Below are 22,365 nucleotides of genomic sequence, written 5' to 3' on the forward strand. Positions count from 1 at the left end.
CAGTCAGTCAAAAATGCTGCCAAGGTACTCGTAAACGCCTGGTCAGAGACGACAACGCCCGCAGCCTGTGCCGCGGGCGTCGGTTCTTGAACGGATTTTGGCGATCAGACCTCGACGCCGCCGGAAACGACCTCGGTGCCAGTAATGTTGAGCGTAAGAACGCCCGCATCCGTGTGGCCTTCGCCGTCGGAGATCTTGTAGTACTCGATGATTTCGGTGACCTGAGTGCCTGGAGCGATATCCTGCGTCAGTTCATAGGTGAATTCTCCGTTCGCCTGGACATGGAACGTGCCATGGGTACCGAGAACTTCGGTTACGGCGCCGCTGCTGGCGTTGACGTTCGAGCCGTCGAACTGGCGGAGGAAAAGGTGACCATTGTCGCCGGGAATGTCGTTGTCCAGAAGGTTGCCGCCGACAGCGTCACCTTCGTTGAAGCTGTAACGGTCATCGACCGCGACGGGATTGACCTGGCTGACGCCCTGAATGTTCAGGGTGAACAGGCCAACGTCAGTGTGGCCGGCGCCGTCGGAGATCTTGTACGAAACCTTCTCCTGGAGCAGCTCGCCGTTGGTGAAGCCGATCTTGGCGGCATCGCTCAGCACATAGGTGTAGCTGCCGTCGGCCTTGACGTAGAAGGTGCCGTAGTCGCCCTGGATTTCGGTGACCTGGCCGGGCTGCTTGGCGCCGACGCTCTGTTGATCGAAGAAGCGGAGGAAAAGGTTGCCGTCGGATGAGTCGTTGCTGAGCAGGTTCCCGGAAATAATGTCGGTTTCCAGAAATGTCGCAGTATCGTCGGTTGCGTGTATAGCCATTATTGTCTCTCCTTGAAATTGATCTTCGCGGGTCATTTTTGACCTTCAGCGAGCCGCCTGATTAACGATATCTCAATACAGGGAGTCAAGGGCATAGTTAACGATAATTGAATATCAATGAGTGTAGTTTTCAGTATTGCTGCACGCGTAATGTGCATAAGATCATGAAAGAATTGAATATTATTGCATTAAAAATATGTGAACTACGAAATTTATGCGGCTTAGTCATATTTTCCTCACGCTGAAATAATGTTTATTCATAGGCAATTATAAATTAGCGCAGGTGACGGCATGCTCTAAGATAAAATGTGGTTATAATCATTTCGAATTACGTGTTTGATCTTTTGGTTTCTCACTAGTTCCTTGGGTTGCCGCTGCGCATCTGCGAGGATAGTGCATTACTAACAGGTTCTATCGAGGAACACTGCACGGGCGTGCAACGCGCGAAGAATAATCTCCCGCCACGATAATGGCTAGTGGTCGTTTGCAGGTGGCGCCTCGCCCCTTGCTGCGACGAAAAATGCAGAGGAAGCAAGTTATTCCGCTACGAATACAAGAAATATTGCACGATATCGCGCATTTTAGTGTTTCATTTTAGCAGGCGGAGAGAGATCGGCGGTTACAGATTTTCCATTACATTTGGGAGATCGCGGCATGACCGTCTATTATGTGAATTCGGTTACAGGATCCAATTACAATAACGGAACCAGCGAGAGTTCAGCTTTCGCGACATTGTCTGCCGTCGAATCCCTGAGACTAAACCCGGGTGACAGCGTGCTGCTTGCTGCCGGAAGCGTGTTCAACGAGCAGTTCGATCTGAAATATTCCGGCAGCGTCAGCGCTCCCATCACCATCGGCAGCTATGGCATCGGTGATGCGCCCGTCATTCGCAGCAGCAATGACGGAATTCACGGTTCCAAGGCTTCGAATATTGTCATCGAGAACATCAAGATCGCCGATACAGGCGCTAACGCGATCTATGCTGGTAACGTCTCGAACTGGACCGTCCGCAACGTCGAAGTATCGAATACCGGCCTGTCCGGCAAACCCGGCTCCGTCAGCTTCCAGAGCAGTCAAAACATCACCATCGAGAACAGCACGCTGACGGGTGTACGTTCCGACGGTATCTGGATGGATAAGGTCAATGGCGTCACGCTCATCAACAATACTGTCACCAACAGTCAGGGCAGTGCTGCAGACGCCATTCAGCTCAACGACAGCAGCAATATTCTGGTCAAGGACAACCATCTGGAGCAGAGTGAAACCAACAGCGCCAAGGGTGTTCTGGTGCTGATCAGGGCTCAGGATGCAGTAGTCGAGGGCAACACGCTGGTTGGGGGCGGTTTCGGGCTGAGCGCGCAGGCCGGCACGAACATTGCGATCCACGACAACGACATCTCGGGCTATGGCGGTTATAGCTGGTCCTACGGCATCGGGCTCGGCGATCAGGGTAACGCGACGAATTACGATATTAGCGGCAATTATTTGCATGACGGTGTGTACGGCGTACTGATCAGCGCCATAGGCAATCCCGCGTATGTCCGCGAGAACATCGCCATCCATGACAATGTCTTCGACGACCTGTCCTCGTCGGCACTGAAGATCGACAGGTCTGCATCCGGCTCCTTCTATGACAATATCATAGACAGTTCGGTGGCGACGCTGACGATGCCCGCCGCAATCGCTGCGCAGAACACATTTTCCATCGGTGAAAGCAAGACGCTCGAACAAGCGCAGGCCGAGATTGATGGCGCGGCTGGCGGCACGAGCGGCGATACGTCGCCGAGCAACGAGCAGACGCCTGTCACACCAGTCTCCGAAACCGTGGACCTGCCGGCGCCGCCTCAGGTCAGTTCGCCGGCGCCAAGCGTGGAAACGCCGGCGGCGACCGTCCCTGCCGTCGTCGTTCCGAAAATTGTCGCCGTCCATGACAGCTTGAAAATTTCAACTGATACCGGCAGCGCCTATCTCGGAAATCTTCTTGAAAACGACAATGCGAGCAACGGCACGGTGCTGCTTCGCCGCTTCGGTGACAGTGCGGTGGATAAGCATGGCCTGACACTCACCGGGAAATACGGTATCATCCACGTCGAAAGCGACGGCGATTACAGCTACACGGTCGATACGGCCAAACTCGCCGGACTGAGCGGCAAGGTCAGCGAATTCTTCCAATACAAAATCTCCGACGGCGCTTCCCATATCGATACCGACAGCTTGAGCGTCTCCATCAATGTCGACGCATTTAATAGCAGCCACGCCTCACAAATTCTGGCTTGAGGCCGAACCGGATACCGGGGCATTCCACGAGCCTCGGAACGGCTTCTATTTCAACGCCGCTGAAGGTCGCCGCCCCGATGAGGCTGAAGATCGCGCGATTCCTGATGAAGAAATGTTCCGCTGGCTCCAGATAAACAAACTATAGATTGTATTTATAGTTAATGCCCTAGTAAACATCGGACCTGGCCGCGCCACATGTTCGCCGCTTTGCGCCGTTATTGGGCGGTTTGCGATTTTCACTTGCTTCGGCCGGTATAATTATCGTAGCGTTAAAGTTAGGTCCTCTGAAATTGTTCGTGATAAATTTGTATTTTCGGTCACTTTTCAGTGGGATTCAGGGGCTAAGTTATAGGCTTGCAAGCGGAGCGTCGGCACCGGCACCGGTGCCGGAGATCCGAGGGCAGCCATGTCAATGATCGGGCTCGATGGGCTCGCAACTGCAGTGTGTATCCGCGTGTTTCGTTGGTGCGCGATGCGGGATGAGAGGGATTGTTTCGTGTTTCAAAGTTCAGCAGCTGACGTCAATGAACCGTCCAAGGCCTTGCGGAAATGCAAAGGGGGATTGATCTTCATTGGCATAGCAAGCGCGCTTGTGAATATCCTCTATCTTACAAGTTCATTTTTTATGCTTGAGGTGTATGATCGGGTCATCCCCAGCAAAAGCATACCGACGCTGGCAGCCTTGGCAATACTTGCGTTGGTTCTTTACGCGTTTCAGGGGGCGTTCGAAGTTCTCAGGAGCAGAATGCTCGTTCGCGTCGCCGGTGCGCTCGACGAGATGATGAATGCGCGGGTGTTTCGGGCGCTCATCAAAGCGCCGCTGAAGGTCAAGATCGGCGGCGATGGACTTCAGCCCCTGCGTGATTTCGATCAGATAAGAACGTTCCTGTCCGGCATGGGCCCCACGGCGATGTTCGATCTGCCTTGGCTTCCCTTCTATATCGTGATCTGTTTCCTGTTCCATCCGGCGATCGGATATATCGCGATCGGCGGAGCGTTGGTTCTCGCCATTCTGACATTCCTGACCAATCACGGCACGCGTACGCTCTCCAAACAGCAATCGGAAAGCGCCAATATGCGCAACGCCTTTGCGCAGAGCTCGATCCGCAACTCCGAGGTCATCCATGCGATGGGCATGGCAGGCACCATGGCTGACATCTGGGATCGCAAGAATGGCGAATACCGGAGCATCACCCGGCAGGCATCGGATGTCGGCAACGGATATGCGACCCTCTCGAAGATTTTCCGTATCGCCCTGCAATCGGGCACGTTGGCGACCGGCGCCATCCTCGTCATCCAAGGACAGGCCTCTTCGGGTATCATCATCGCAGGTTCCATCCTGACATCACGCGCTCTGGCGCCTGTGGAGGCGGCGATCGGAAATTGGCGCGGTTTCGTTTCCGCCCAGCAGAGCTGGGCGCGGCTTTCGAACCTCCTGAAGACAATTCCGGAGATCCCGACCCCGCTGGCGCTTGCCGCACCTTCCAAGCAGGTCACGGTCGAAGGGGTCGCCAGCGGACCGCCGGCCGGCCAGCGGCTGGTTATCTCCGATATCAGCTTCGGCCTGAGGGCAGGGAGCGCACTCGGGATCATCGGCTACAGCGCCTCGGGCAAGTCGTCGTTGGCGCGGGCAATGATGGGCATTTGGCCGACGGTCAGAGGATCTATTCGCCTGGATGGCGCCGCACTTGACCAGTGGGATGGCGACGCACTAGGCCGGCATATCGGTTATCTCCCGCAGGATGTGGAGCTTTTCTCCGGAACCGTCGCACAGAATATCTGCCGCTTCGCGAAAGACATGTCGCCGGAGGCAGTGGTTGCCGCGGCGAGGGCGGCGCGTGTTCACGATCTCATTCTGCGTTTGCCGAACGGCTACGAGACGGAAATCGGCGAAGGTGGTGCTGCACTGTCGGCGGGCCAGAGACAGCGTATCGCGCTTGCGAGAGCGCTTTACGGCGAACCATTCCTCGTCGTGCTCGATGAACCGAATTCCAATCTCGATGAGGAAGGCGAGCGGGCGCTGAGTGCTGCGATCATGAGCGTGCGTGCACGTGGCGGCATCGTCGTCGTCATTGCTCATCGCTCCGGAGTTCTGGCAGCGTGTGATTTCGTGCTGATGATGCAGGAGGGCAGAATGATCGCATTCGGTCCCAAGGAAGAAGTTCTGGCGCGGGTCAGCCGACCGGAGGCGGCCCGTACCCCGATTGCCGAGCGTGTGGCTCAGCTCAAGGTCGTGGTCGACGGCATTAATGCGGCGGAATAGGCCGGAAGGAAGATTGTGAGAAAAGTCGTTAGTGAATCGAAACGGTCCCTCAACCGTCATGTCGCCGTTGTCGGCGTGCTGTCCATTGCGCTGGTGTGCGGCATTGGCGGCTGGGCGGCCACGACGGAGCTTTCCAGCGCCGTCATCGGCGAGGGCGTTGTCATCGTCGATGGCGATGTCAAGAAGGTCCAGCATCTGACGGGCGGTATTGTCTCGGAGCTTCTCGTCTCCGAAAACGACCATGTCTCGGCCGGGCAGGTTTTGATACGACTTGACGGAACGGCGACGAGAGCACAGCTGTCGATTGTCGAGAGCACGCTTGCTCAGCTCTATGCGCGCCGTGCCCGCCTGAAGGCGGAGCGGATCGGCGCGGAGTCGTTCGAGGTCGAAGAAAACCTCAGCGATCTGACGTCCAGCACCGCGGCTCAGCAGTTGCTCGACGGCGAGCGGAAGTTGTTTGACAGCCGCAGGTCGGCTCTCATCGGAATGAAGAGCCAGCTGGAATCGCGCAAGGATCAATTGGCCGAGCAGATCAAAGGGTTGGTCGTGCAGATCAACGCCACCGGCGATTCTCTCGGCTTGATCGAACAGGAGCTCGAGGCCGTCGATGTTCTCTACAAAAAGGGTCTGGTCACGCTTCAGCGTTTGAATACGCTCAAACGCGCCCGCGCCGATCTCCAGGGCAACAGCGGTCAGGAAATCGCTGCAAAGGCGGAGGCCGAGGGCAAGGCGATCGAAATCGACCGACAATCGATTCAGCTGGATGAAGATCGTCGTTCAGAGATCGCCAAAGACCTGACCGATGTCGAAGCTCAGATCGCCGAAAATGAGGAGCGCCGCGGCACTGCGCTTGATCAACTCCGCCGTCTCGACATTACCGCGCCGCTCAGCGGCCGCGTACACGAATTGGCGGTTCATACTGTCAATGGTGTTATCGAAGCCGGTCAGACGCTGATGCTCGTCGTTCCCGAAAACGACGATCTCACCGTCCAGGCGAAGGTCGCTACACGTGATATTGACCAGCTCCATGTCGGCCAATCCGTCGATGTGCGTTTCAGCGCCTTTGATCAGCGCACGACGCCGGATGTGAAGGCCGTGATCACCTCAATTGCGCCTGATATCGTCAAGGATGAGCGGACGGGGATCAACTATTATCCGCTGCGCGTCAAGCCGGAGGCTCAAAGTATCGCCAAGCTGAAATCGATAAAGCTCTATCCCGGCATGCCGGCCGAAGTCTTTATCAAGATCGCCGACCGGACCGTCATCTCTTATCTCACAAAGCCGCTGACCGACCAGATGCAGCACGTATTTCGTGAGGAGTGATCGGCGGCTGCTCCGCGCCGCTGCAGCATATCAGGGCAGCGCTAGCCGCGGTTGACGCAAGGCTCTGCGCCCTGAAACGGGCGTGACAACCTGTCTTGATGATATTGTCTCCGCTTGCTGCGGGGTGGCTCCGCGAAGAGCCGCCGGTCATTCCAAAGGAGTTGCTGCGGGGTGACGTATAGCTCTCGCCGAGATATGCTCTTTCCATGATATGTTTGCAGCTTTGGCGGGCGGCGCCGACCGAGAGGCGGCTGGCATGGGGTCTGGTTCTGTTTTTGACCTGCCTCATGATGGTTTCAGTGCCCGGGAAGAGTGATGCCGAGAACTTTCCGGCAGTGAAAATAGTGGCTTTCGGAACATCGCTGACAGCGCGCGGCGGATGGCAGTCCGGCCTCCAGACAAGCCTTGCCGCCTGCCTGCAGAGACCGGTACGAATCGAGAGCGTCGCAAAAAGCGGCGAGACGTCGACATGGGCTTTGACCCAGCTGGATCGCGTCGTTGCCGAGCAGCCGGATATCATTCTGATCGAGCTCTATGCCAACGACGCGACATTGCACCGGTTCGTGTCGCTGGCGCAAAGCCGAAGGAATATCGGCGATATTCTTGATCAGCTCCAACAACGCCTGCCGCGGGCGCGGATCATCCTCATGGCGATGAATCCGTTTTCAGGACTGCGGGGGTTGATCCGTCCTTTCGTCGATAGCTATATCTCGGCTCATCAGGAGGAGGCACAGAAACGGGGACTGGAGTTTGTCGATCATCGGCTCGGCTGGGAGCGGCTGGCCCCGGATGATTTGGCCACCGCAATTCCTGACGGCGCGCATCCGCGGGCCGAAGTTGCTTCGCAAATCATCGTACCCGAACTCGTCGGACGTATCGCCGGCCGCGATTGCGGAGAATGAATCTCTACCTTCCCGAGGGCGTCTGCGCTTGTTTGCGGGTTTAACCTGCTGCGAGATAACCCTTCAAATAGTTGACCAGCGATGTCCGGCCGGCATCTGACGGGTCCTCCTGAGAGGGACTGTCCAGGTCCTGGAGGAGAAAATCTTTGAGTTCGTCATCGCTCTGCGCGACATAGATGCCCGGCCGGCCGACGAGCTGACTGACCGTGGCAAGCTGGTGGTCGTTTCGGTGCTCGCCAAGGGCCGCCTTCCGCGGAACAAGAATGATCGGTTTGCCGAAACGTTTCGCCGTCAGGACGGTGCCAATTCCCGCGTGGGAGACGATGACGTTCGCATCGCGAAAGACCTGATCGAAGTCCGCAGGTTCGATATTCTTGATCCATTTCATGTTCTGTGGAGTATAGGTGCCCTTGCCGATCTGCGCCAGAACCGGCCTGGTGAGGTCCTTGGCGAATGTGTCGACGGCCTTGACAAGGCGATCAAACGGCAGCTGCGTTCCGACGGTGACAAGGATCAAAGGACAGCTCCTGCGTAATGGGGACCATCCGGCCGCGACAGATGTTGCCATTGCGTGAGCCAGAGCGTCGCAATACGACCGGCCAATTTTCCCGACAAGGACAGTTTCTCGACATTGGCGACACTATCGATCCAGATGGTGCGCTTGCCCGTCATTCTGCCGGCAAGCAGACAAAAGAGCCCAGGCGCGGCACCCGTCGAGATGATGACGTCGGGCCTGTGCCTGATGACGATGGCGAAGGCGCTGAAAAAGCACCGGATCGACATGGTTATCGAGTCACGGCTGCAATCGGGAAGGACCAGGCCGTCTCGAATCTCGTATTTGGAAAGTAGCCCCGGGATGGTCGTTGCAAAAATGATGTCGCAGCCCTCGAACGCGCTGCGCATGGCCATCAGCTGTTCCCAGTGACCGCCTCCCGACGAAGCAGCGAGAACTTTCAATTTCTTCTCAGCCATAGACAGGCATCTCCTATGTTCGACCGATGACGAGAGGACAAGACCGTTCCACTGAAACCGTGGCTGTATCGCGGCGGTTCAATGGAATCCTAACATTATTAACCGGCGCGTCGAGGCTCGCGGATCGTGAACTCTCAGTTTGGGACAATCTTTCACCTGACATACTTATAGATCGGTCCTGCCATCGGGACTGCCTGAAGCGTCATTTTTGCAAGAATCGGCAATAACGTGCCGGCAATCATCAATATAACGATCATGAACGCGAACCATGGGCCGTGATATGGCAGGATCTTCACATAAACTCCCTTGGCTATTCCAATGAAGATCGTATTGAACAGATAGATCACCATCGAATTCTGGCCGAGCCAGAGAAGGATCTTGTCATTTTCGAAAAACGGCAATCTGACAAGAGCGTGCAGAAAAGGAATTGACGCCGCCCCGCAAAAAAGAAGCCAATAGGGAAAGCTCCGGCCGATATAAAGTGCGGCTGCGAAAACGACCAGCCAAAGGAGAATATATTTGGTGAATATAGTGAGAGCGTATTCGGAATATTTGCAGATCAGCATTCCCGCGACGAAAAAAACGAAATAGCTCAAAATTCGCGCGACATAAAACCTCTCCGAAGCGGGAATGAAGAAAATCGCCAACGAGAAAAGGAAAAGAATGCCGATCTGCCGGCTGCTCAGCCGCCACAGGAGCGGTGTCAGCACCGAATAGACGAAAAGCACCAAGAGATACCAGATCGAAATGGTCGGGTTGTTCGGGCTGTTCGAAATCACCGCCCATGGCCCCTGCCAAAAGCCGCTGACGCCGTCATCGACATGAACGAACGTCTCGGCGATCTGCTTGCCGAAGACATTGATCAGGCACATCACGATAAAGGGGATCAGCAGCCGATCAAATCTCTTGGCGAAGAACTGGCCGAAGTTGCGATCAAGGGCATTATGCGCGCCCGTGAAAAAGAACACGAATCCACTGAGATACATGAAGAAGGGCATGTGGAACGTGTAGATCGCGGATTTCGTCGCCTGATACCATGCCTGCTCGCCAAGCGTACCTTGCATCACAAGGTGACCGTAGACGACCAGGAGGATGCCGAGGCCTTTGCCGCGTTCGATATCCAACAGTTTTTCGCGTTCAACGCTGACCGCGGCTCTTTTCGATTCGGGCACGGCCATTGGGGCGCTGGTCATTGCCTATTCTCCTGAAGCGGGTTGTGGATAACGGAGGCTGCGCCGCCCGGCCGGTCCCGTTGAAAGGGACCGCCGCCGACGTGGCGGGGGGACAACAGGTTCCGTTCTCATTGGCAAGACAGAGACGAGGACCGGCCATAGACCAATCGGCGCCAGCATCATTCCCGCTTCGGTCATTGCGCCGATCATGACGAGAAGGATCAGAGCAACCTCTTTGGCCTGCACGGCCTGAAGCTGATGGCTCCTGTAGACTGCGGCTATCTTCTTGAAAATTCGCGTCAACAGGAAGCCGATCCAGCAAAGAAAGCCCGGAATACCGATGTTGAGGCAAATCTCGAGATAGGTGTTGTGCAGGGAGCGTACGGTGTGGCCGAGACGGACATATTCCTCGACGATGTCCGCCTGCCGGAACGTGGCGAAGCCATAGCCGAAGATGGGCCGATCATAAATCAGCGGGATTACCTGCTCCCAGATATCGGACCGGCCCGACAGCGTCAGGTCCTTTCCGAAAGCTTCGGCGACAGCCTGTGCGACGCCGAGATAGGCGATCGAGCCGGCAAAGCCGATCAGGAGGCAGAGAAACAAGACGATGAAAGCGCGGGCCATGCTGTGCCGGATGTTCTCCATCATCTTCAGGCCGAAGATCGTGGCAAGGCCAATCGCCACCATGACGACCGCCGTTGACGACAAGGAGACAACGATAAGGACCAGGGTCAGCATGATTGCGATGGTTTTCAGCAAGCCGCTGTAGCGAAGCCGGGGGGAGGGCAGCCGATGGGATATGAGCACGATAAAGCAAATCGCGCTGAACTGTCCCATTGTATTTTTGTGATAAAACAATCCCTTCACCGCCCCCGCCAGCGAACCACCCATGATGCCGAACCGCGGGAAAGCAGCCGTGTAAAGGACGTTTGCGAAAGCGGAGAAAATGGCGAAATTGGCCAGGAGACGCAAGGTTTCCTCGTTGCCGTAACGCAGTCGAAAGAGCAGGGGGCCAAGGGCCAGCAGACCGACGGCCGCGGCGCCGCGAACAGAGGCGCCAAAATCGAGCGAGCCGAAGAATGACACCACTATAGAAAAGATGACGATGCCTACGAGGGGCGAAATGCCGCGGAAAAAGGCGAGGAAGCGGTTTGGCTCAAGGATGCCGTAGAAGCCGATCAACGGGATCAGCGAATAAAGCATCAGCTTCTGCGGCAGCGGATCAACGCTTGCCCCATCATCGAAGTTCGAAGGATACCCATACCACATGCCGGTTGCCCGCAGCAGGGCGAGGTAAAAAATGCCCGTCAGGAGCAGGCGAACGAGCGTTTCCTTTCTGATGCCATGGCGTGGCCGTGCACGGACGGACGGCCGCAGGCCGATATCTCCGTCTCGAACATAGGTGGGGCCAAAACTCATGCGAAGGCGCTCCTGCAAATGGTATCAGAGGGCGGCATTGGGTCTATATTCCTGGTATGCATGTCCAAGGATCCCGTTGACCATGCCGGCGCCACGCAGAACATGGGTGAGTGCTCGCATGCCCCAATAGGGTGAAATCAGGATTGCCGGCAGCATGGCCAGCCCAAGGATCACCCTCGTGGCGCCATAGGCCGCGCGGTAGAGCCGGCGCTTGAGGTTACCGTGCAGGACCTCGCTGACGGCGAAGGTATTGCCGAGCCGGTATTGCCGCTGCAACACCCACTTCCAGGTCATGCGGCTGGCGGGAACGATATCATAGACGAGCGCCTTGTCAGCCCAGAAAACCTGCATGCCACGACGAATTGCCTGATTGAAGAAGAGATAGTCTGTGCCCCCGGTGAAGCGCATCTTCTCTTCGAAGCGAAGATTCCATGAGCGGATGAGGGGATAATCGAACATGACGTTGTTCGAAGCCGCATAGGAAATGCGCTGACCGTCCTTGTTCTTCTTGCGCTCGAAAACCCTCGCCTTGATGAAATATTCCGGCGGGTTGTCGGGATAGACCGGCTGGACCGGGCCGTAGACGCAATCGGCACGGTTTCTCTCGCGGGTCTCCAGCATTGCATCGAGCCAGCCATCGACAGGCCATTCGTCGTCGTCGAGAAAGCAGAAGAGGTCGGTCCCGGCAGGGGCTGAATCAAGAGCGCGATTGCGTGCAAAGGGTATGCCTTGGTTCGGCTCGACGACATAGATCAGATCATAGGCGCCCGTCTGGCCGAAGTTCTCGACGGTGGCTCTTGCGCTGCCGGCGGCATCATTGTCGACGATCACCATCGTCAGATGATAGGGGCGAGCCGGATTCCTCGCCTGGCGTGTCATCACGTCGAGCAGCTTGGCGATCCCGTCGAGCCGCCGATAAGTCAATACGCCGACGGCAATGTACAGCTGCGACGCGCCTTGCGGCTCAGCTCTGTCAGATGGCGGTTGAAAGTTGTCTTGCTGGTTCATGACTGTCCTTTGCGCAGCATATTTCCCAAACGCTTGCGCGCGGCCATCAAGGCCACTTCGTTTACGGCATCGTCCCCGAACGGGCCACCCGCCACGGTGCTGCGAGCTTCGCTCCTGAGCTTCAAGAGCGAAGTCGTTTCTGCAATGCCGCCGGCCACAAGGCTCTTGCCGAGTGCATGCAGCCCATCATAGCGGCGTGCCAATTCCAATCCTGTCGCGATCATGATCCGCGGGCGCAGCGTTTTCGCCCTGCTGGTGCCCGTATAGCGGTTCGAGTCATGAATGCGCTGAAAGGTCAGCGGCGTTTCGACTATGGCGCCGCGACCCAGATAGGCGGCTGCGAATTTGATGTAATTGTCGCTGAGGACGACGTCTTTCGCCACAGACATCGGCAGGATCTGGGACAACAGGTGGCGGCGGAAACTCAAGCCGGAGGTCGGCACCGGAAGCGAGGGGAAGCCGCCCCTGCGCAGCGTGTCCCGCTTGTCGAACAGCGTCACCTGCAGCTCCGTGGGGGGCTGCCCGCCTTCATCGGTCGTCACGCGGTCGAAGCACCAGTCAATCTCGTTGCGGTCGTAGATCTCGGCGATGCGCGCAAGTTTGCCGGGCAGAAACGCATCATCGGCATCGAGGAGAAACAGGATATCGCCGCTTGCGGCCGCAAAACCGGCATTGAAGCTCGAGGCCTGGCCGCCATTTTCCTTCAACACGGTCAGGATTCGCTCGCCGTAGGAGGCAAGGACCTCCCTGGAATTATCCGTGGAACCATCGTCGACGACGATCACTTCGAAATCCGGATAGGCCTGCGACAGAACGCTGTCGATGCATGGACGCAGATATTGGCCGTAATTGAAATTGTTGATGAGCACCGATAATTTCACCGCACGACCTCCTGCACCAGTCGACCAGAACGATTTCCTGCCGGAGCGTATCGGCGCAGCCCGGCGCGGTAGCCACGCATGTAGTAGTGCTTCCAGATTGCCCAGAACCGCTTCTTTGACGGCGGCAAAGGATAAAGAAGGGCTGCCCGAGCTGCCCAGTTGGCGCTCTCGATCCAGGTTCTTAAGGGAACTCCCCCGATCCTGACACCTTTGGGAATGTCTTCGGCGAAGAGCGCCGGCATTCCATAGCCAAGACGCTCCCCACGCTTCTGTACCCAGGCCTCTGTCACGCTGGAGGCTGGAATCCAATGATGGACAATGGCCTCAGCGCACCGATATGTTTTCACGCCGCTTCGGGATAGGCGGCTGACGATTTCGGTATCCTCTCCCATCGCGAAAAGATCCCCTGGAAGCGGCCCGATGTCTTCACGGAATCGTACATTGCCGCCAAGCAGTTCACGACGCACGCTCGTGTTCGGACCCCAAATTTTTGTCGGGTCGCATGGGCCACTGGATTCCTCGTCGGCTATAGCGAAGGTGGATCCCATGGGAATCCAGTCCAGAAGCGGATCTCCATGGGGGTAATTCTCCCAATTCGGAAGAATGCGGCCGCCGATTACGCCATAATTCGGATTCGCCTCTGCGCACGCGGCAATCGAACTCAACCAGTTCACATCTGCCTCGATATCGTCGTCCGTGAAAACGATCAGCGCTCCGCGAGCGATCGCCAAAGCGGCGTTCATAGCTCCTGATTTGCCTGGGCGGGCATGATCGACAACAATCATCGGGAGCTTCTTCGCATATTGATCGAGAAGCCGCTCTGTTCCGTCTTTACTGTTATTGTTGACGGCAATCAGTTCCCATTGTTCGGCCGAAAGGTTTTGGCTGAGCATCGAATCCAGCATCTGTTGAAGCCGTCTACTAGCGCCGTTGAAGGACGAAAAGATGACACTAATTTTTAGATCCGTCATCGAAACCACTCGCCTCCTGACGCGCGAAAATCCTGCCCTCTGCCACCGTAGCAGAAGCGCTTCCTGTCGATGCCGCGGTTTAGGACTGTCGTCATTTGGCACCAAGTTGAGAATAGATGGTTTCATTCGTCGCAGATCGCTGCTTGAGAAATTGGCGCAGGATGCCCTGTCTCACCGACTGCGCCCACAGCAATCTGAAGCGAACGCCGCTTAAGGGGAATCGCTTGACGGCGACGCTGGCCGGCGCCATCAGAAGCCATCTGAGGGCGCTGCCGACGGGCAGACCGGCGATTTTCGTTTTGCGCTCGAAGAGGTCCGGCCGAATGATAACCAGACCCATGCCATAGCGCTCGCCGCGCCGCAAAACCCATCCTTCATTCAGATAGCCCTGCCTTACAATGTGCCGAACCCGGGGGTGCCGCGAATGAAAAGCCCTGGCTCCATTCTTCTCCAGCCTCAGAGCGAAAGCAGTATCCTCACCCATGGGGAACTGAGCGACAGTGGCATCCGGACCCAGGCCGTCGTGAACGATATAACCAGGCCCTAAAATGGAGCGGCGGAAAGCCGAATTCGGCCCTGATATCAACGCCGCCGAAATTGGGCCCTCAGGAAGATCGTCATTTAGAGCATAAAGAATTCCCAGGTGCCCATACTTCACTAACCACGGCGCAGGCCTTTCCTCCCATTCGGGCGTGATCAAGCCGCCGAATATCGCAAACTGTGGCTGCTCATCCGCCAAGGTGAGAAACTGCTCGATCCAATCCGGCGCGGGAATGACATCGTCATCGGTTAAAATGACGAGTTCGCCCTCGAGATGGCGGAAGCCCGAAGTCAATGCATGCTGCTTGCCTTGTTTTGGCTCAAAGTAAACTTCCAGCGGAAGCCGCTCCTTATAGGAATTCAGGACTGCTGCAGTGTTGTCGTTGCTGTTGTTGTCTATCGCGACGATTTTCCATTCTTCTTTCGGCAAGGTGGAGTCGCAGAGTGCGTCAAGCATCGTTGGCAGAGTCTTCTCTCCGTTGTAAGTCGAGAAAACTATTGTGACCTTGACTTTGCTCATTTTCTGCTCCGGCCCCCGTTTCGGTCGGATCGCCTCCCAGTACGGATTCGGCTCACGCCTTACCGATGACCTGGGCCTGCGATAGAACGCTGTCGATGCGTGGACGCAAATACTGCCGTAAATGACTGGTGAGCACCGATAGTCTCAAATTACTGCCTCCCGGGCAATCAATCACTGTGCCATTGTCTGGGACACATACCGGCGAATTCCGGCGCGATAGCCACGCATGTAGTAATATTTCCAGATTGCCCAGAACCGTTTCTTCGATTGCGGCAGGAGATAAAGCATTGCTGCCCGGAAAGCCCATTGCGCACTTTCGATCCAGGTCGGAAGCGGAACCCCGCTTAACCTTACTCCCCCAGGCACCTCGTCGGGAAAGAGCGCGGGCATGCCGTAGCCAAGCCGTTCGCCTCTTTTCTGTACCCAATCTTCCGTCACGCTCGACGCCGGAATCCAGTGATGAACCACGGCTTCGGCGCATCGATAGGATTTGGCGCCATTGGCCGCCAGGCGAATGATGATTTCCGCATCTTCACCCATGGCAAAAATCTTCCCGGGAAGAGGACCGATATCTTCGCGGTAGCGCACGCTCGTTCCGAGCAGTTCGCGTCTGACGATGGTATTCGGGCCCCAGACCTTTGTCGGGTCACATGGTCCGCTTTGGGTTTCATCGACGATCGCAAAGGTGGATCCCATCGGAATCCACTGAATGAACCGGTCGTTTGGCTCTTTCTCCCAATCAGGGACGATTCTGCCGCCGAAGACGCCATAACTCGGATGGGCCGCGGCGCAGTCGACGATCGCTTTTAGCCAGTTCGGCTCGGCGCGAACATCGTCATCCGTAAAGACGATGAGTTCCCCCTTCACCCGATCCAAGGCCATATTCAGGGCGCCGGACTTTCCCGGCTTGCGCTGCTGCAGGATGGTGATGGGAAGCTTGTCACTATAGGACTTCAAAAGGTCAAACGTGCCGTCATTGCTATTGTTGTCGACGGCAATCAATTCCCACCGATCATGGGGGAGTTCCTGGCGCACCAAGGAATCCAAAGTATAGCGCAGGCGGCGGCTGGCGCCATTATAGGATGAAAAGAGCACGCTGACGGAAAGATCCGACATCATTGACCAACCCTTTTGGTGAAGTCGAAAGAGAAAAGCCCCATAATTTGACTGCCTTCGCGATAGTGTGCCGATCGGAGTCCTATGCCGGATTCGATCGCGCCCCGCCGAAAAATTCGCGCCGGTAACCGTGGCCGAGAACCCTCAGCTTGCGAAAATTGCGCAACAACCGTCGCGGCTTCAGAAGCACGCCGCGATTGAGAAAATACTGCCGCAACAGGCTCGGCGCTCGGCTGTGCGATCCGCCATGGGCGACCCGGTAGACCGCCCCCCGAAACGGCAGTTTGGCCAGCGGCGCCCCGCGTTGGGCAAGGATATCTCCAATCCGGACGTGGCTGCCCAGCATCGACTTGATCCAGTCGAGCGAAGCGTCCTCGAACCGCTGTGGCAGTTCATAAAGATCGGCCCGAATGATCAGCGACGTCCCGCAGAGATGGCTGAAGTCATCATGACCGAGCAGGAAATTGCCGCCATCGTCCCAAATGTAGCCGTGGTCGATCGTCCAGCCGTTGGCGTTCTGGTTTTCGGAAACGTACTGGACGATCCGCGAGCTGACGAAATCATCGTCGTCGACAATCATGAAGAAGCGGCTGTCGGCGGCGGCCAGCATGCCGCTCAGGACGCGCCGGCCCTTGTCGGCGCGGAACGCGTCGAGGAAGTCCTCCTTGCTGCCTTTGCCAAGCTCATGCATGTCGTTCGGCGGAAAGCTCACGCGCACAGCGGAGAATTTCTCCGGCAGGTCAGGCAGATCGGCCCCTTCGTTGGCGACGATGATACCGCGCCAATCTCCATTGGTCTGGTTGGAGATGGAAGCTACGGTCTGGCCGAGATTTGCCTTCAGCTTGCTCCAATCGCGCGCGTTGTCCTGATGTCGGACCGGGATGATGAAGGTGACAAGTGGCATCGAAATCTCCCTCAAGCCCGCAGGCCCACAGCTTCTTTCTCAGCGACACGCCCGTTGGAAGCCTGGTGACGCGCCCACTCGATCCCGTCTTCGAGCGAGGTCGCCTTATAGGAAAGGTCGGTTCCGCCGGAGAAAGCATTCATGAAGCGGCGGATTTTGCCATAGCTGTTGTCGAGCACCGCATGCGGACGGCCGAGCAGCAGCGAGCAGATATGGACGTGCAGGCGATCGGTCACGATCGCGCGGGCGCGCGAAATCTGACTGATGCCACGCTCGAAGCGGTTATGAGCCGCCGCGTCCAGCCTGCGCAAGGCAACTTCACTCGGTTTCAACGCGAGATAGGCCGAAGCTACGCCCAGTTTCTTGGCGATGTCCACCTTCCGCTTGGACTCGGTAATCCAGTCTTCCACAGGAATATCGGAAGGAATCTTACGATCGGTGCCGCCGACACGTTCCGCATCCTCCCGCAACATGGCGAGAACGGGGATCTGTGTCGCCCTTTCGGCAAGCGGGCCGATGGCGAAGGCCATGTCGGGGCAGAGCCGCACGGTGCAGTCGAAGTGTTTTTCGGAAAACTCCTTCGATTCTTCGTCGCGCACGAGCAGCACGAAATTCTTATGGCGCCCGATGGCCCGTTTGGACTGCTCGATGCGCTCAGCCGAACTGTAGTGGATCGACTGCGGAAACTGGATGATCTGCCGATCCGGGAAACGTTCCATGATCATCTCGCGGAAGTCCTGGTGGGCCACCCAGATATCGCCGAAATTACCGCCGCCGTGGATGAAAATCGGGCCTGTGGGAACCCGCCGTTTCAGTTCGTCGGTGGAAAAATCGTGAAGCCTGGAAACATAGTCCGGGCGCTTGCCGAAGCGATCCTTGAGATAGGCCATCTCTCCCAGCCAGATCGCCGAGTCGCCGCAATTACGAATGTCGGGGAAATCGAGAATCGCAAGCGGTTCATCGCGCGAGACATAGTCCTTCAGGCAATCATGGATCATGCCGTTGAGTTTTGCGATCAGCTCCGATCTGGATTGGCTGGTCATTCTGCCTCTCTTGTTGATGTTCGTTTAGCTTTAAGCCGATTTGGGTACGGCAATACGTTTTGCTTTTGACAGGAACTTGACAATGATGCGGTGAACTTCGGTTTCCGGGCCGTCCGGCTTCTTCATCGCAAGCCAAAGAACGAGGCTCGATCCGGCATAGATGATGCCGCCGGCGACGACCAGGACGGCCAAATGAAGGGCCAAGTGCAGCTTGTCGGTCGGCATGCTGAGAATATGCGACAATCCCAACACGCCCGCGGCCATCAAGGCGACGCTGGCAAGCGCGCGGAAGTTGGCTGCAAGCTGCTGGAAGAATGGCAGGTTGATCAAGCGCTTGACGAGAAGCATGTTGACCACGGTAGAAATCAGGCCCGTCAACACCCGCGCATAAACGACGCCCGGAAGCCCGGCCATCACAAGGCCGGCGATGATGATGGGAATGCGGACCACCAGCATCTGCGTGTCGCGGATGAACAACATCTTTGTGTGACCCTTCGCCATGCCGAGCGGCTGGACGAGCGAGCCGAGGGTCTGAAGGGCAAAGACCGATGCGAGCGCCTGCACGATGAAGATGGCGGGAACCCACTTCTCTCCCAGGGCAAGCCGCATCATTGGCTCGGCCACGACTGCCATGCCGATTCCCGCCGGGAGCGCCACGGCCGCCAAAAGCGCCTGTGCACGCTGATAGGCTGCGATAAGCCGGACCGGATCGTTGCGGACCTTGGAAAAGCCCGGATAAATCGTCTGGTTCAACGGCGCCGTCGCTTCGCGCGTCGGTAGCGTCGAAAGGGTGTTGCCGACCGTATAATGGCCGAGCTGTGTAGCGCCCAGCAGCTTGCCGATCAGCAGATATTCGATGCGCCAATTCAGCGTGTTGACGATCTGTCCGGCCGTCAGCCACACTGAGAACGAAAACAATTCGCGTGCATGCCGAAAGGTGATACGCGGCCAGAACGGCAGGACGGTATAGGAAACGATGATATTGGTCACCTGATAGGCGAGGGTGCCAATCACGAGGGCCCAATAACTCTGATAGATGGCTGCAATCGCCACGGTCACGACAAATCCGACCAGCTTTTGCGAGACGTTGAGGACAAACTCCTGCCAGAAAATCAGATCGCGCTGGAGCATGACACGGCGCGGATTGGCGAGACCGCTCAGGAGCAAGCTGAAACTCAAGGCGAGCATCACGCTCGTCAGCCGAGGCTCGTTATAGAATTCGGCTATCGGATAGGACGCGGCGGCAAACAGCAGCGCCAATATAGCGCTTCTCGTCACGCTCAAGGTCCAGACCGCGCTGAAATGAGTTTCGCTGGGCGATTCATGGCGGATAAGTGCCTGATTGAGCGAGAGTTCAGTGACCGAACTCAGGATCACCTGGATCGTCGTTGCAATGGCGACAAGACCGAAATCGGCCGGCACCAGATACCAGGCGAGCACGAAGGTGCTGAGCGCGGAGAGCGCGTTGACGATGGCGCGGGAGAGGCTCAGCCATATGCTGCCCCGAATCAGGCGGTCGGTAACACTGCTCATGGGCGAACGGCTCCCGAGGTCTGGGACATCGACCTTTTAAACGAGCTGCGGGCCCATCCGGAGTGCTTCTTGCCCTTGCGGGAGCTGAGAACGTTGGCGGAATTACAAAGCATCATGCCTTATTGCCTCGTCACGGGGTCTGCGACATCAAAGGGCGCTGGCCGTCTTCTTGGAAAAATCCTGCTTCAGCCGATCCAGTTCGGCCAGCATTTTCTCGTGCGCTCTTACGATAGCCGTATCGGAGCTGAGCTGTCCCGGCTTTTCAGCCACCCGCTGCAGCGTCTTGACCGTCGACCCGAAGACATAGTTGCCGGTCAGCTGCCGGATGCGGCGGTGGCGGAACGTGATGTTCTTCAACAGATATGTGTTCTTCCGCACCAGCGACGCGCCTGCTTCTACGAGGTTGGACGGGCCGATCGGGTCGAAATCGATCTCCAGATCGAGCGCACTCGCCCAATCATACCACTTGGCGCGGTTGCCCGGTGCAATCGGCCGGATCGCCCGCCAAGGAACGCGCAGCGCATCGGAGATGATGCAGCCATGCATTGCCTCGGAGACGATCTTATGCGACGCGCTGATCTCTGTCAGAACTTTCTCCACCGACCAGCGCGGGTCGATATAATGTATACCGGCGAGATCGCAGACCTTGTCCCAGCTGCCATACATGGCGCTTTCATAATGCGGCATGAAGGAGACCGGATAACGCTTCTCAACGGTCTTTGCGTCCCAGCAGCTGCGCGTGAGGATGCCCGAGTCGCCGATGGCGTAACTTGAGTCAATGCCAAGGACTTCCGCGGTCTTTTTTCCGCGCACGAAATAGAAGGTCCAGTTGCCGTCGACTTTCGGCGGATTGGTGTATCCGCCATAGCCCGATCCGAAGACAATCTTCTGCATGTTCGGATCGAAATTATCGTAGAGAATCGAGCCGATGCCCAAAAAGAGCTGGCTCTCATCATCGTCGAAGAAGCCGGGCAGCAGACGCTCCCAGAGCCAATGGTTCAGCTCGTCGCCAAAATTCTCATGTTTCCCACGATAGGCAAACATCTTCATCGTGCTTCTCCAGTCGGCAAGTGCGTCACGAGCTGCGTGACCGTATCGTCCTCGCGGGCCATGCGTCCGTAACGCGAAATGATCTTGATATCGCTGCGGATTATCTTTGCCGGGTTGCCGGCGACGAGCGAGCGCGGCGGCACGCTCTTGGTCACTACCGAGCCGGAGCCGATGACGCATTCATCACCGATCTCTACGCCTGGCAGGATGATGCTGCGGGCGCCGATGAAGCAGCGTTTGCCGATCCTCGTGTGAAGGTAGAGCCCTCGTGTAAGGTCATGGGTCAGGATGGCGGCTTCAAAGGCGACGTAAGTTTCGGCGCCGATGTGCAATCCTTTCGGGTTGGTCTTGTCGAAGCGCACGCTCAGCGAAAAGCTGGCCGTGGGATCGATGTCCATACCCCAGAATTTCGTGTAATAGAGCCACTTGGCCTTAACGATCCCGTTCCGCAGCGGCCGAAATACGTTCAGTCCCCACTTCGGCTTCTTTCCTGTCTGCACCATCAAGTCCGACCCCGGCTGGAAAATTGGTCTAGTACGGAACTGTAATAGTCCTCTAGCATCCCCGTTTGACGACGTATGTCGAAGCGCTCGGCCACCAGAAGCGGTGAGCGCGCGCTGAAGGCTGTCCACAGGCCCTGGTCGTTGAGCAGCCTTCCGACCGCTTCCGCCATGCCCGCGACATCCCGCTCCTCCACGAGATAACCAGTTTTCCCCTCTTCGATCGCTTCGCCCACGCCTCCCGAGCGGAATGCGACGACCGGAGTACCGACGGCTTCGGCCTCCAGATTGGCGAGGCCGAAGGCTTCCGCGTGACCATTGTCGAGGGTCACGCTGCCATGAAGATAGAGCTCCGCACTGGCGAGCAGATCCCTTATCTCTGTCTGCGACAGATTTTCATGGATCGTGACGCTTGGCAAGGAACGACGCGCCAAGGCTTCGATTTCCTCCTTCAACGGTCCCTGTCCGACCATGACGAATTCAACCGGGGTGCCGGCGGCCGCCACGCGTGAAAGCGCGTCGATCATGAAGCGGTGGCCCTTATAGTCGACGAAACGGGCAATGGAAACCACCAGCCCCTTTTTTCGTGGACGCGGTTCCATTTTGAAGAGATCGAGATCGATGCCGATGTGATGGCGAAAGACGCGGTCGGCGCGGAAGCCGAGCGCGAGCAGCCGGTCTCGGATGAAATCAGAAACCGCGATGTTCCAGCTATTCCAGCCCGCCATCTCACTCCGGCCCTTGGCGAAGAAGCGCACCTGGTTGAAGCCGCCCGGTTTTTTCGGATCGCCGCGATAGGTGGCATCGAAGCCGTGAAATGTCGTGACGAGCGGCTTGCCGGCGGCCCGCGCCAGGGGACCGATGACGTAGCCGTTCTTGCCGAAATGCGCGTGGACGAGATCGGCTTTGCCGACGGCGGGAAAGAGGAAAGGCAAGCCGACCTGCGGAATTTTCAGAAGCAGCTCGCCGGCCCGCGCAACAGGAGATCGACGAATGTCGTGAACCGGAACAGTCGATTTTTTCGTGTGGGCGGAAGAAATTCGCGAACCGGCAAGAATTTCAGCTTCGAAGGAACGAAATGCCACCGCCTGGTTGAGAACAAATGCCTGGCTGGCAGGCAAAAATTTTTCCACGTAAATAACGGCTTTTCTCATGA

20 protein-coding genes are annotated in these 22,365 nt (G+C 57.1%); 4 read left to right on the plus strand and 16 right to left on the minus strand.

Features of this window, described 5'->3' with window-relative positions; all coding sequences use genetic code 11:
* Nucleotides 1-104 precede the first annotated feature (104 nt).
* Nucleotides 105-812 carry a calcium-binding lectin RapA2 gene (rapA2, locus tag GA0061105_RS28065; protein WP_092754148.1) on the minus strand — a complete coding sequence of 236 codons (708 nt, stop codon included), beginning with the start codon at nucleotides 810-812 and terminating at the stop codon, nucleotides 105-107.
* A gap of 654 nt (nucleotides 813-1,466) precedes the next feature.
* Here rapA2 and GA0061105_RS28070 point away from each other — a divergent pair.
* The 4 genes from GA0061105_RS28070 to GA0061105_RS28085 all read left to right on the plus strand — a co-directional run bounded on the left by GA0061105_RS28070 (nucleotide 1,467) and on the right by GA0061105_RS28085 (nucleotide 7,577).
* Complete coding sequence (locus GA0061105_RS28070) at nucleotides 1,467-3,089, plus strand: right-handed parallel beta-helix repeat-containing protein (protein WP_064695417.1); 1,623 nt, start codon at nucleotides 1,467-1,469, stop codon at nucleotides 3,087-3,089.
* A 496-nt stretch (nucleotides 3,090-3,585) separates the two neighbouring features.
* Complete coding sequence (locus tag GA0061105_RS28075) at nucleotides 3,586-5,352, plus strand: type I secretion system permease/ATPase (RefSeq protein WP_064695416.1); 1,767 nt, start codon at nucleotides 3,586-3,588, stop codon at nucleotides 5,350-5,352.
* Nucleotides 5,353-5,367: 15 nt separating this feature from the next.
* A complete protein-coding gene (locus tag GA0061105_RS28080; protein WP_064695415.1) occupies nucleotides 5,368-6,675 on the plus strand; it encodes an HlyD family type I secretion periplasmic adaptor subunit in 1,308 nt (435 codons plus the stop codon).
* A 206-nt stretch (nucleotides 6,676-6,881) separates the two neighbouring features.
* On the plus strand, nucleotides 6,882-7,577 hold the full coding sequence (locus tag GA0061105_RS28085) for an SGNH/GDSL hydrolase family protein (protein ID WP_092754151.1): 696 nt from the start codon (nucleotides 6,882-6,884) through the stop codon (nucleotides 7,575-7,577).
* Between the two features lie 40 nt (nucleotides 7,578-7,617).
* On the opposite strand, the gene GA0061105_RS28090 is transcribed toward GA0061105_RS28085, so the two are convergent.
* From GA0061105_RS28090 to GA0061105_RS28160, 15 genes are all read right to left on the minus strand, one after another.
* Nucleotides 7,618-8,094: a glycosyltransferase gene (locus GA0061105_RS28090; protein WP_064695413.1), complete on the minus strand. Its 477-nt coding sequence runs from the start codon at nucleotides 8,092-8,094 to the stop codon at nucleotides 7,618-7,620.
* Nucleotides 8,091-8,549: a glycosyltransferase family protein gene (locus GA0061105_RS28095; protein WP_064695412.1), complete on the minus strand. Its 459-nt coding sequence runs from the start codon at nucleotides 8,547-8,549 to the stop codon at nucleotides 8,091-8,093. The genes GA0061105_RS28090 and GA0061105_RS28095 overlap by 4 nt, the downstream gene beginning before the upstream one ends.
* Before the next feature lie 152 nt (nucleotides 8,550-8,701).
* Nucleotides 8,702-9,742 (minus strand): acyltransferase family protein, encoded by a 1,041-nt coding sequence (locus GA0061105_RS28100; protein WP_092754154.1) that lies wholly within the window; start codon nucleotides 9,740-9,742, stop codon nucleotides 8,702-8,704.
* A 3-nt stretch (nucleotides 9,743-9,745) separates the two neighbouring features.
* Nucleotides 9,746-11,143 carry an O-antigen ligase family protein gene (locus GA0061105_RS28105; protein WP_064695410.1) on the minus strand — a complete coding sequence of 466 codons (1,398 nt, stop codon included), beginning with the start codon at nucleotides 11,141-11,143 and terminating at the stop codon, nucleotides 9,746-9,748.
* A gap of 24 nt (nucleotides 11,144-11,167) precedes the next feature.
* A complete protein-coding gene (locus GA0061105_RS28110; protein WP_092754157.1) occupies nucleotides 11,168-12,151 on the minus strand; it encodes a glycosyltransferase family A protein in 984 nt (327 codons plus the stop codon).
* Nucleotides 12,148-13,032 carry a glycosyltransferase family 2 protein gene (locus tag GA0061105_RS28115; RefSeq protein WP_064695408.1) on the minus strand — a complete coding sequence of 295 codons (885 nt, stop codon included), beginning with the start codon at nucleotides 13,030-13,032 and terminating at the stop codon, nucleotides 12,148-12,150. Before GA0061105_RS28115 ends, GA0061105_RS28110 begins: the two co-directional genes overlap by 4 nt.
* The gene (locus GA0061105_RS28120; RefSeq protein ID WP_092754160.1) at nucleotides 13,029-14,003 is read right to left on the minus strand and encodes a glycosyltransferase family 2 protein; all 975 of its coding nucleotides are present in this window, start codon (nucleotides 14,001-14,003) and stop codon (nucleotides 13,029-13,031) included. The genes GA0061105_RS28115 and GA0061105_RS28120 overlap by 4 nt, the downstream gene beginning before the upstream one ends.
* A 91-nt stretch (nucleotides 14,004-14,094) precedes the next feature.
* Nucleotides 14,095-15,063 carry a glycosyltransferase gene (locus GA0061105_RS28125; RefSeq protein ID WP_092754162.1) on the minus strand — a complete coding sequence of 323 codons (969 nt, stop codon included), beginning with the start codon at nucleotides 15,061-15,063 and terminating at the stop codon, nucleotides 14,095-14,097.
* 171 nt (nucleotides 15,064-15,234) lie between these two features.
* Complete coding sequence (locus tag GA0061105_RS28130) at nucleotides 15,235-16,179, minus strand: glycosyltransferase family 2 protein (RefSeq protein ID WP_064695525.1); 945 nt, start codon at nucleotides 16,177-16,179, stop codon at nucleotides 15,235-15,237.
* A gap of 82 nt (nucleotides 16,180-16,261) precedes the next feature.
* Nucleotides 16,262-17,083, minus strand: coding sequence for a galactosyl transferase (locus tag GA0061105_RS28135; RefSeq protein ID WP_092754165.1), 822 nt, complete (start codon nucleotides 17,081-17,083; stop codon nucleotides 16,262-16,264).
* A gap of 11 nt (nucleotides 17,084-17,094) precedes the next feature.
* On the minus strand, nucleotides 17,095-18,126 hold the full coding sequence (locus GA0061105_RS28140) for a polysaccharide pyruvyl transferase family protein (RefSeq protein ID WP_092754168.1): 1,032 nt from the start codon (nucleotides 18,124-18,126) through the stop codon (nucleotides 17,095-17,097).
* A 30-nt stretch (nucleotides 18,127-18,156) separates the two neighbouring features.
* Nucleotides 18,157-19,659: a lipopolysaccharide biosynthesis protein gene (locus GA0061105_RS28145; protein WP_092754171.1), complete on the minus strand. Its 1,503-nt coding sequence runs from the start codon at nucleotides 19,657-19,659 to the stop codon at nucleotides 18,157-18,159.
* 147 nt (nucleotides 19,660-19,806) lie between these two features.
* Nucleotides 19,807-20,709: an exopolysaccharide glucosyl ketal-pyruvate-transferase gene (gene pssM / locus GA0061105_RS28150; protein WP_092754174.1), complete on the minus strand. Its 903-nt coding sequence runs from the start codon at nucleotides 20,707-20,709 to the stop codon at nucleotides 19,807-19,809.
* The gene (locus tag GA0061105_RS28155; RefSeq protein ID WP_064695401.1) at nucleotides 20,706-21,212 is read right to left on the minus strand and encodes an acyltransferase; all 507 of its coding nucleotides are present in this window, start codon (nucleotides 21,210-21,212) and stop codon (nucleotides 20,706-20,708) included. The genes pssM and GA0061105_RS28155 overlap by 4 nt, the downstream gene beginning before the upstream one ends.
* A complete protein-coding gene (locus GA0061105_RS28160; protein ID WP_092754177.1) occupies nucleotides 21,212-22,363 on the minus strand; it encodes a glycosyltransferase in 1,152 nt (383 codons plus the stop codon). Before GA0061105_RS28160 ends, GA0061105_RS28155 begins: the two co-directional genes overlap by 1 nt.
* Nucleotides 22,364-22,365 lie beyond the last annotated feature (2 nt).

The organism is Rhizobium aethiopicum, from assembly GCF_900094625.1.
Taxonomy (GTDB): Bacteria; Pseudomonadota; Alphaproteobacteria; order Rhizobiales; family Rhizobiaceae; genus Rhizobium; species Rhizobium aethiopicum.

Bases quoted from the DNA above. Each gene is read 5' to 3' on its own strand.
- rapA2 (WP_092754148.1), bottom strand. From the start codon at position 812: ATGGCTATACACGCAACCGACGATACTGCGACATTTCTGGAAACCGAC.
- GA0061105_RS28070 (WP_064695417.1), top strand. From the start codon at position 1,467: ATGACCGTCTATTATGTGAATTCGGTTACAGGATCCAATTACAATAAC.
- GA0061105_RS28085 (WP_092754151.1), top strand. From the start codon at position 6,882: ATGATATGTTTGCAGCTTTGGCGGGCGGCGCCGACCGAGAGGCGGCTG.
- GA0061105_RS28095 (WP_064695412.1), bottom strand. From the start codon at position 8,549: ATGGCTGAGAAGAAATTGAAAGTTCTCGCTGCTTCGTCGGGAGGCGGT.
- GA0061105_RS28100 (WP_092754154.1), bottom strand. From the start codon at position 9,742: ATGACCAGCGCCCCAATGGCCGTGCCCGAATCGAAAAGAGCCGCGGTC.
- GA0061105_RS28105 (WP_064695410.1), bottom strand. From the start codon at position 11,143: ATGAGTTTTGGCCCCACCTATGTTCGAGACGGAGATATCGGCCTGCGG.
- GA0061105_RS28110 (WP_092754157.1), bottom strand. From the start codon at position 12,151: ATGAACCAGCAAGACAACTTTCAACCGCCATCTGACAGAGCTGAGCCG.
- GA0061105_RS28120 (WP_092754160.1), bottom strand. From the start codon at position 14,003: ATGACGGATCTAAAAATTAGTGTCATCTTTTCGTCCTTCAACGGCGCT.
- GA0061105_RS28125 (WP_092754162.1), bottom strand. From the start codon at position 15,063: ATGAGCAAAGTCAAGGTCACAATAGTTTTCTCGACTTACAACGGAGAG.
- GA0061105_RS28130 (WP_064695525.1), bottom strand. From the start codon at position 16,179: ATGTCGGATCTTTCCGTCAGCGTGCTCTTTTCATCCTATAATGGCGCC.
- GA0061105_RS28135 (WP_092754165.1), bottom strand. From the start codon at position 17,083: ATGCCACTTGTCACCTTCATCATCCCGGTCCGACATCAGGACAACGCG.
- GA0061105_RS28140 (WP_092754168.1), bottom strand. From the start codon at position 18,126: ATGACCAGCCAATCCAGATCGGAGCTGATCGCAAAACTCAACGGCATG.
- GA0061105_RS28145 (WP_092754171.1), bottom strand. From the start codon at position 19,659: ATGAGCAGTGTTACCGACCGCCTGATTCGGGGCAGCATATGGCTGAGC.
- pssM (WP_092754174.1), bottom strand. From the start codon at position 20,709: ATGAAGATGTTTGCCTATCGTGGGAAACATGAGAATTTTGGCGACGAG.
- GA0061105_RS28155 (WP_064695401.1), bottom strand. From the start codon at position 21,212: ATGGTGCAGACAGGAAAGAAGCCGAAGTGGGGACTGAACGTATTTCGG.
- GA0061105_RS28160 (WP_092754177.1), bottom strand. From the start codon at position 22,363: ATGAGAAAAGCCGTTATTTACGTGGAAAAATTTTTGCCTGCCAGCCAG.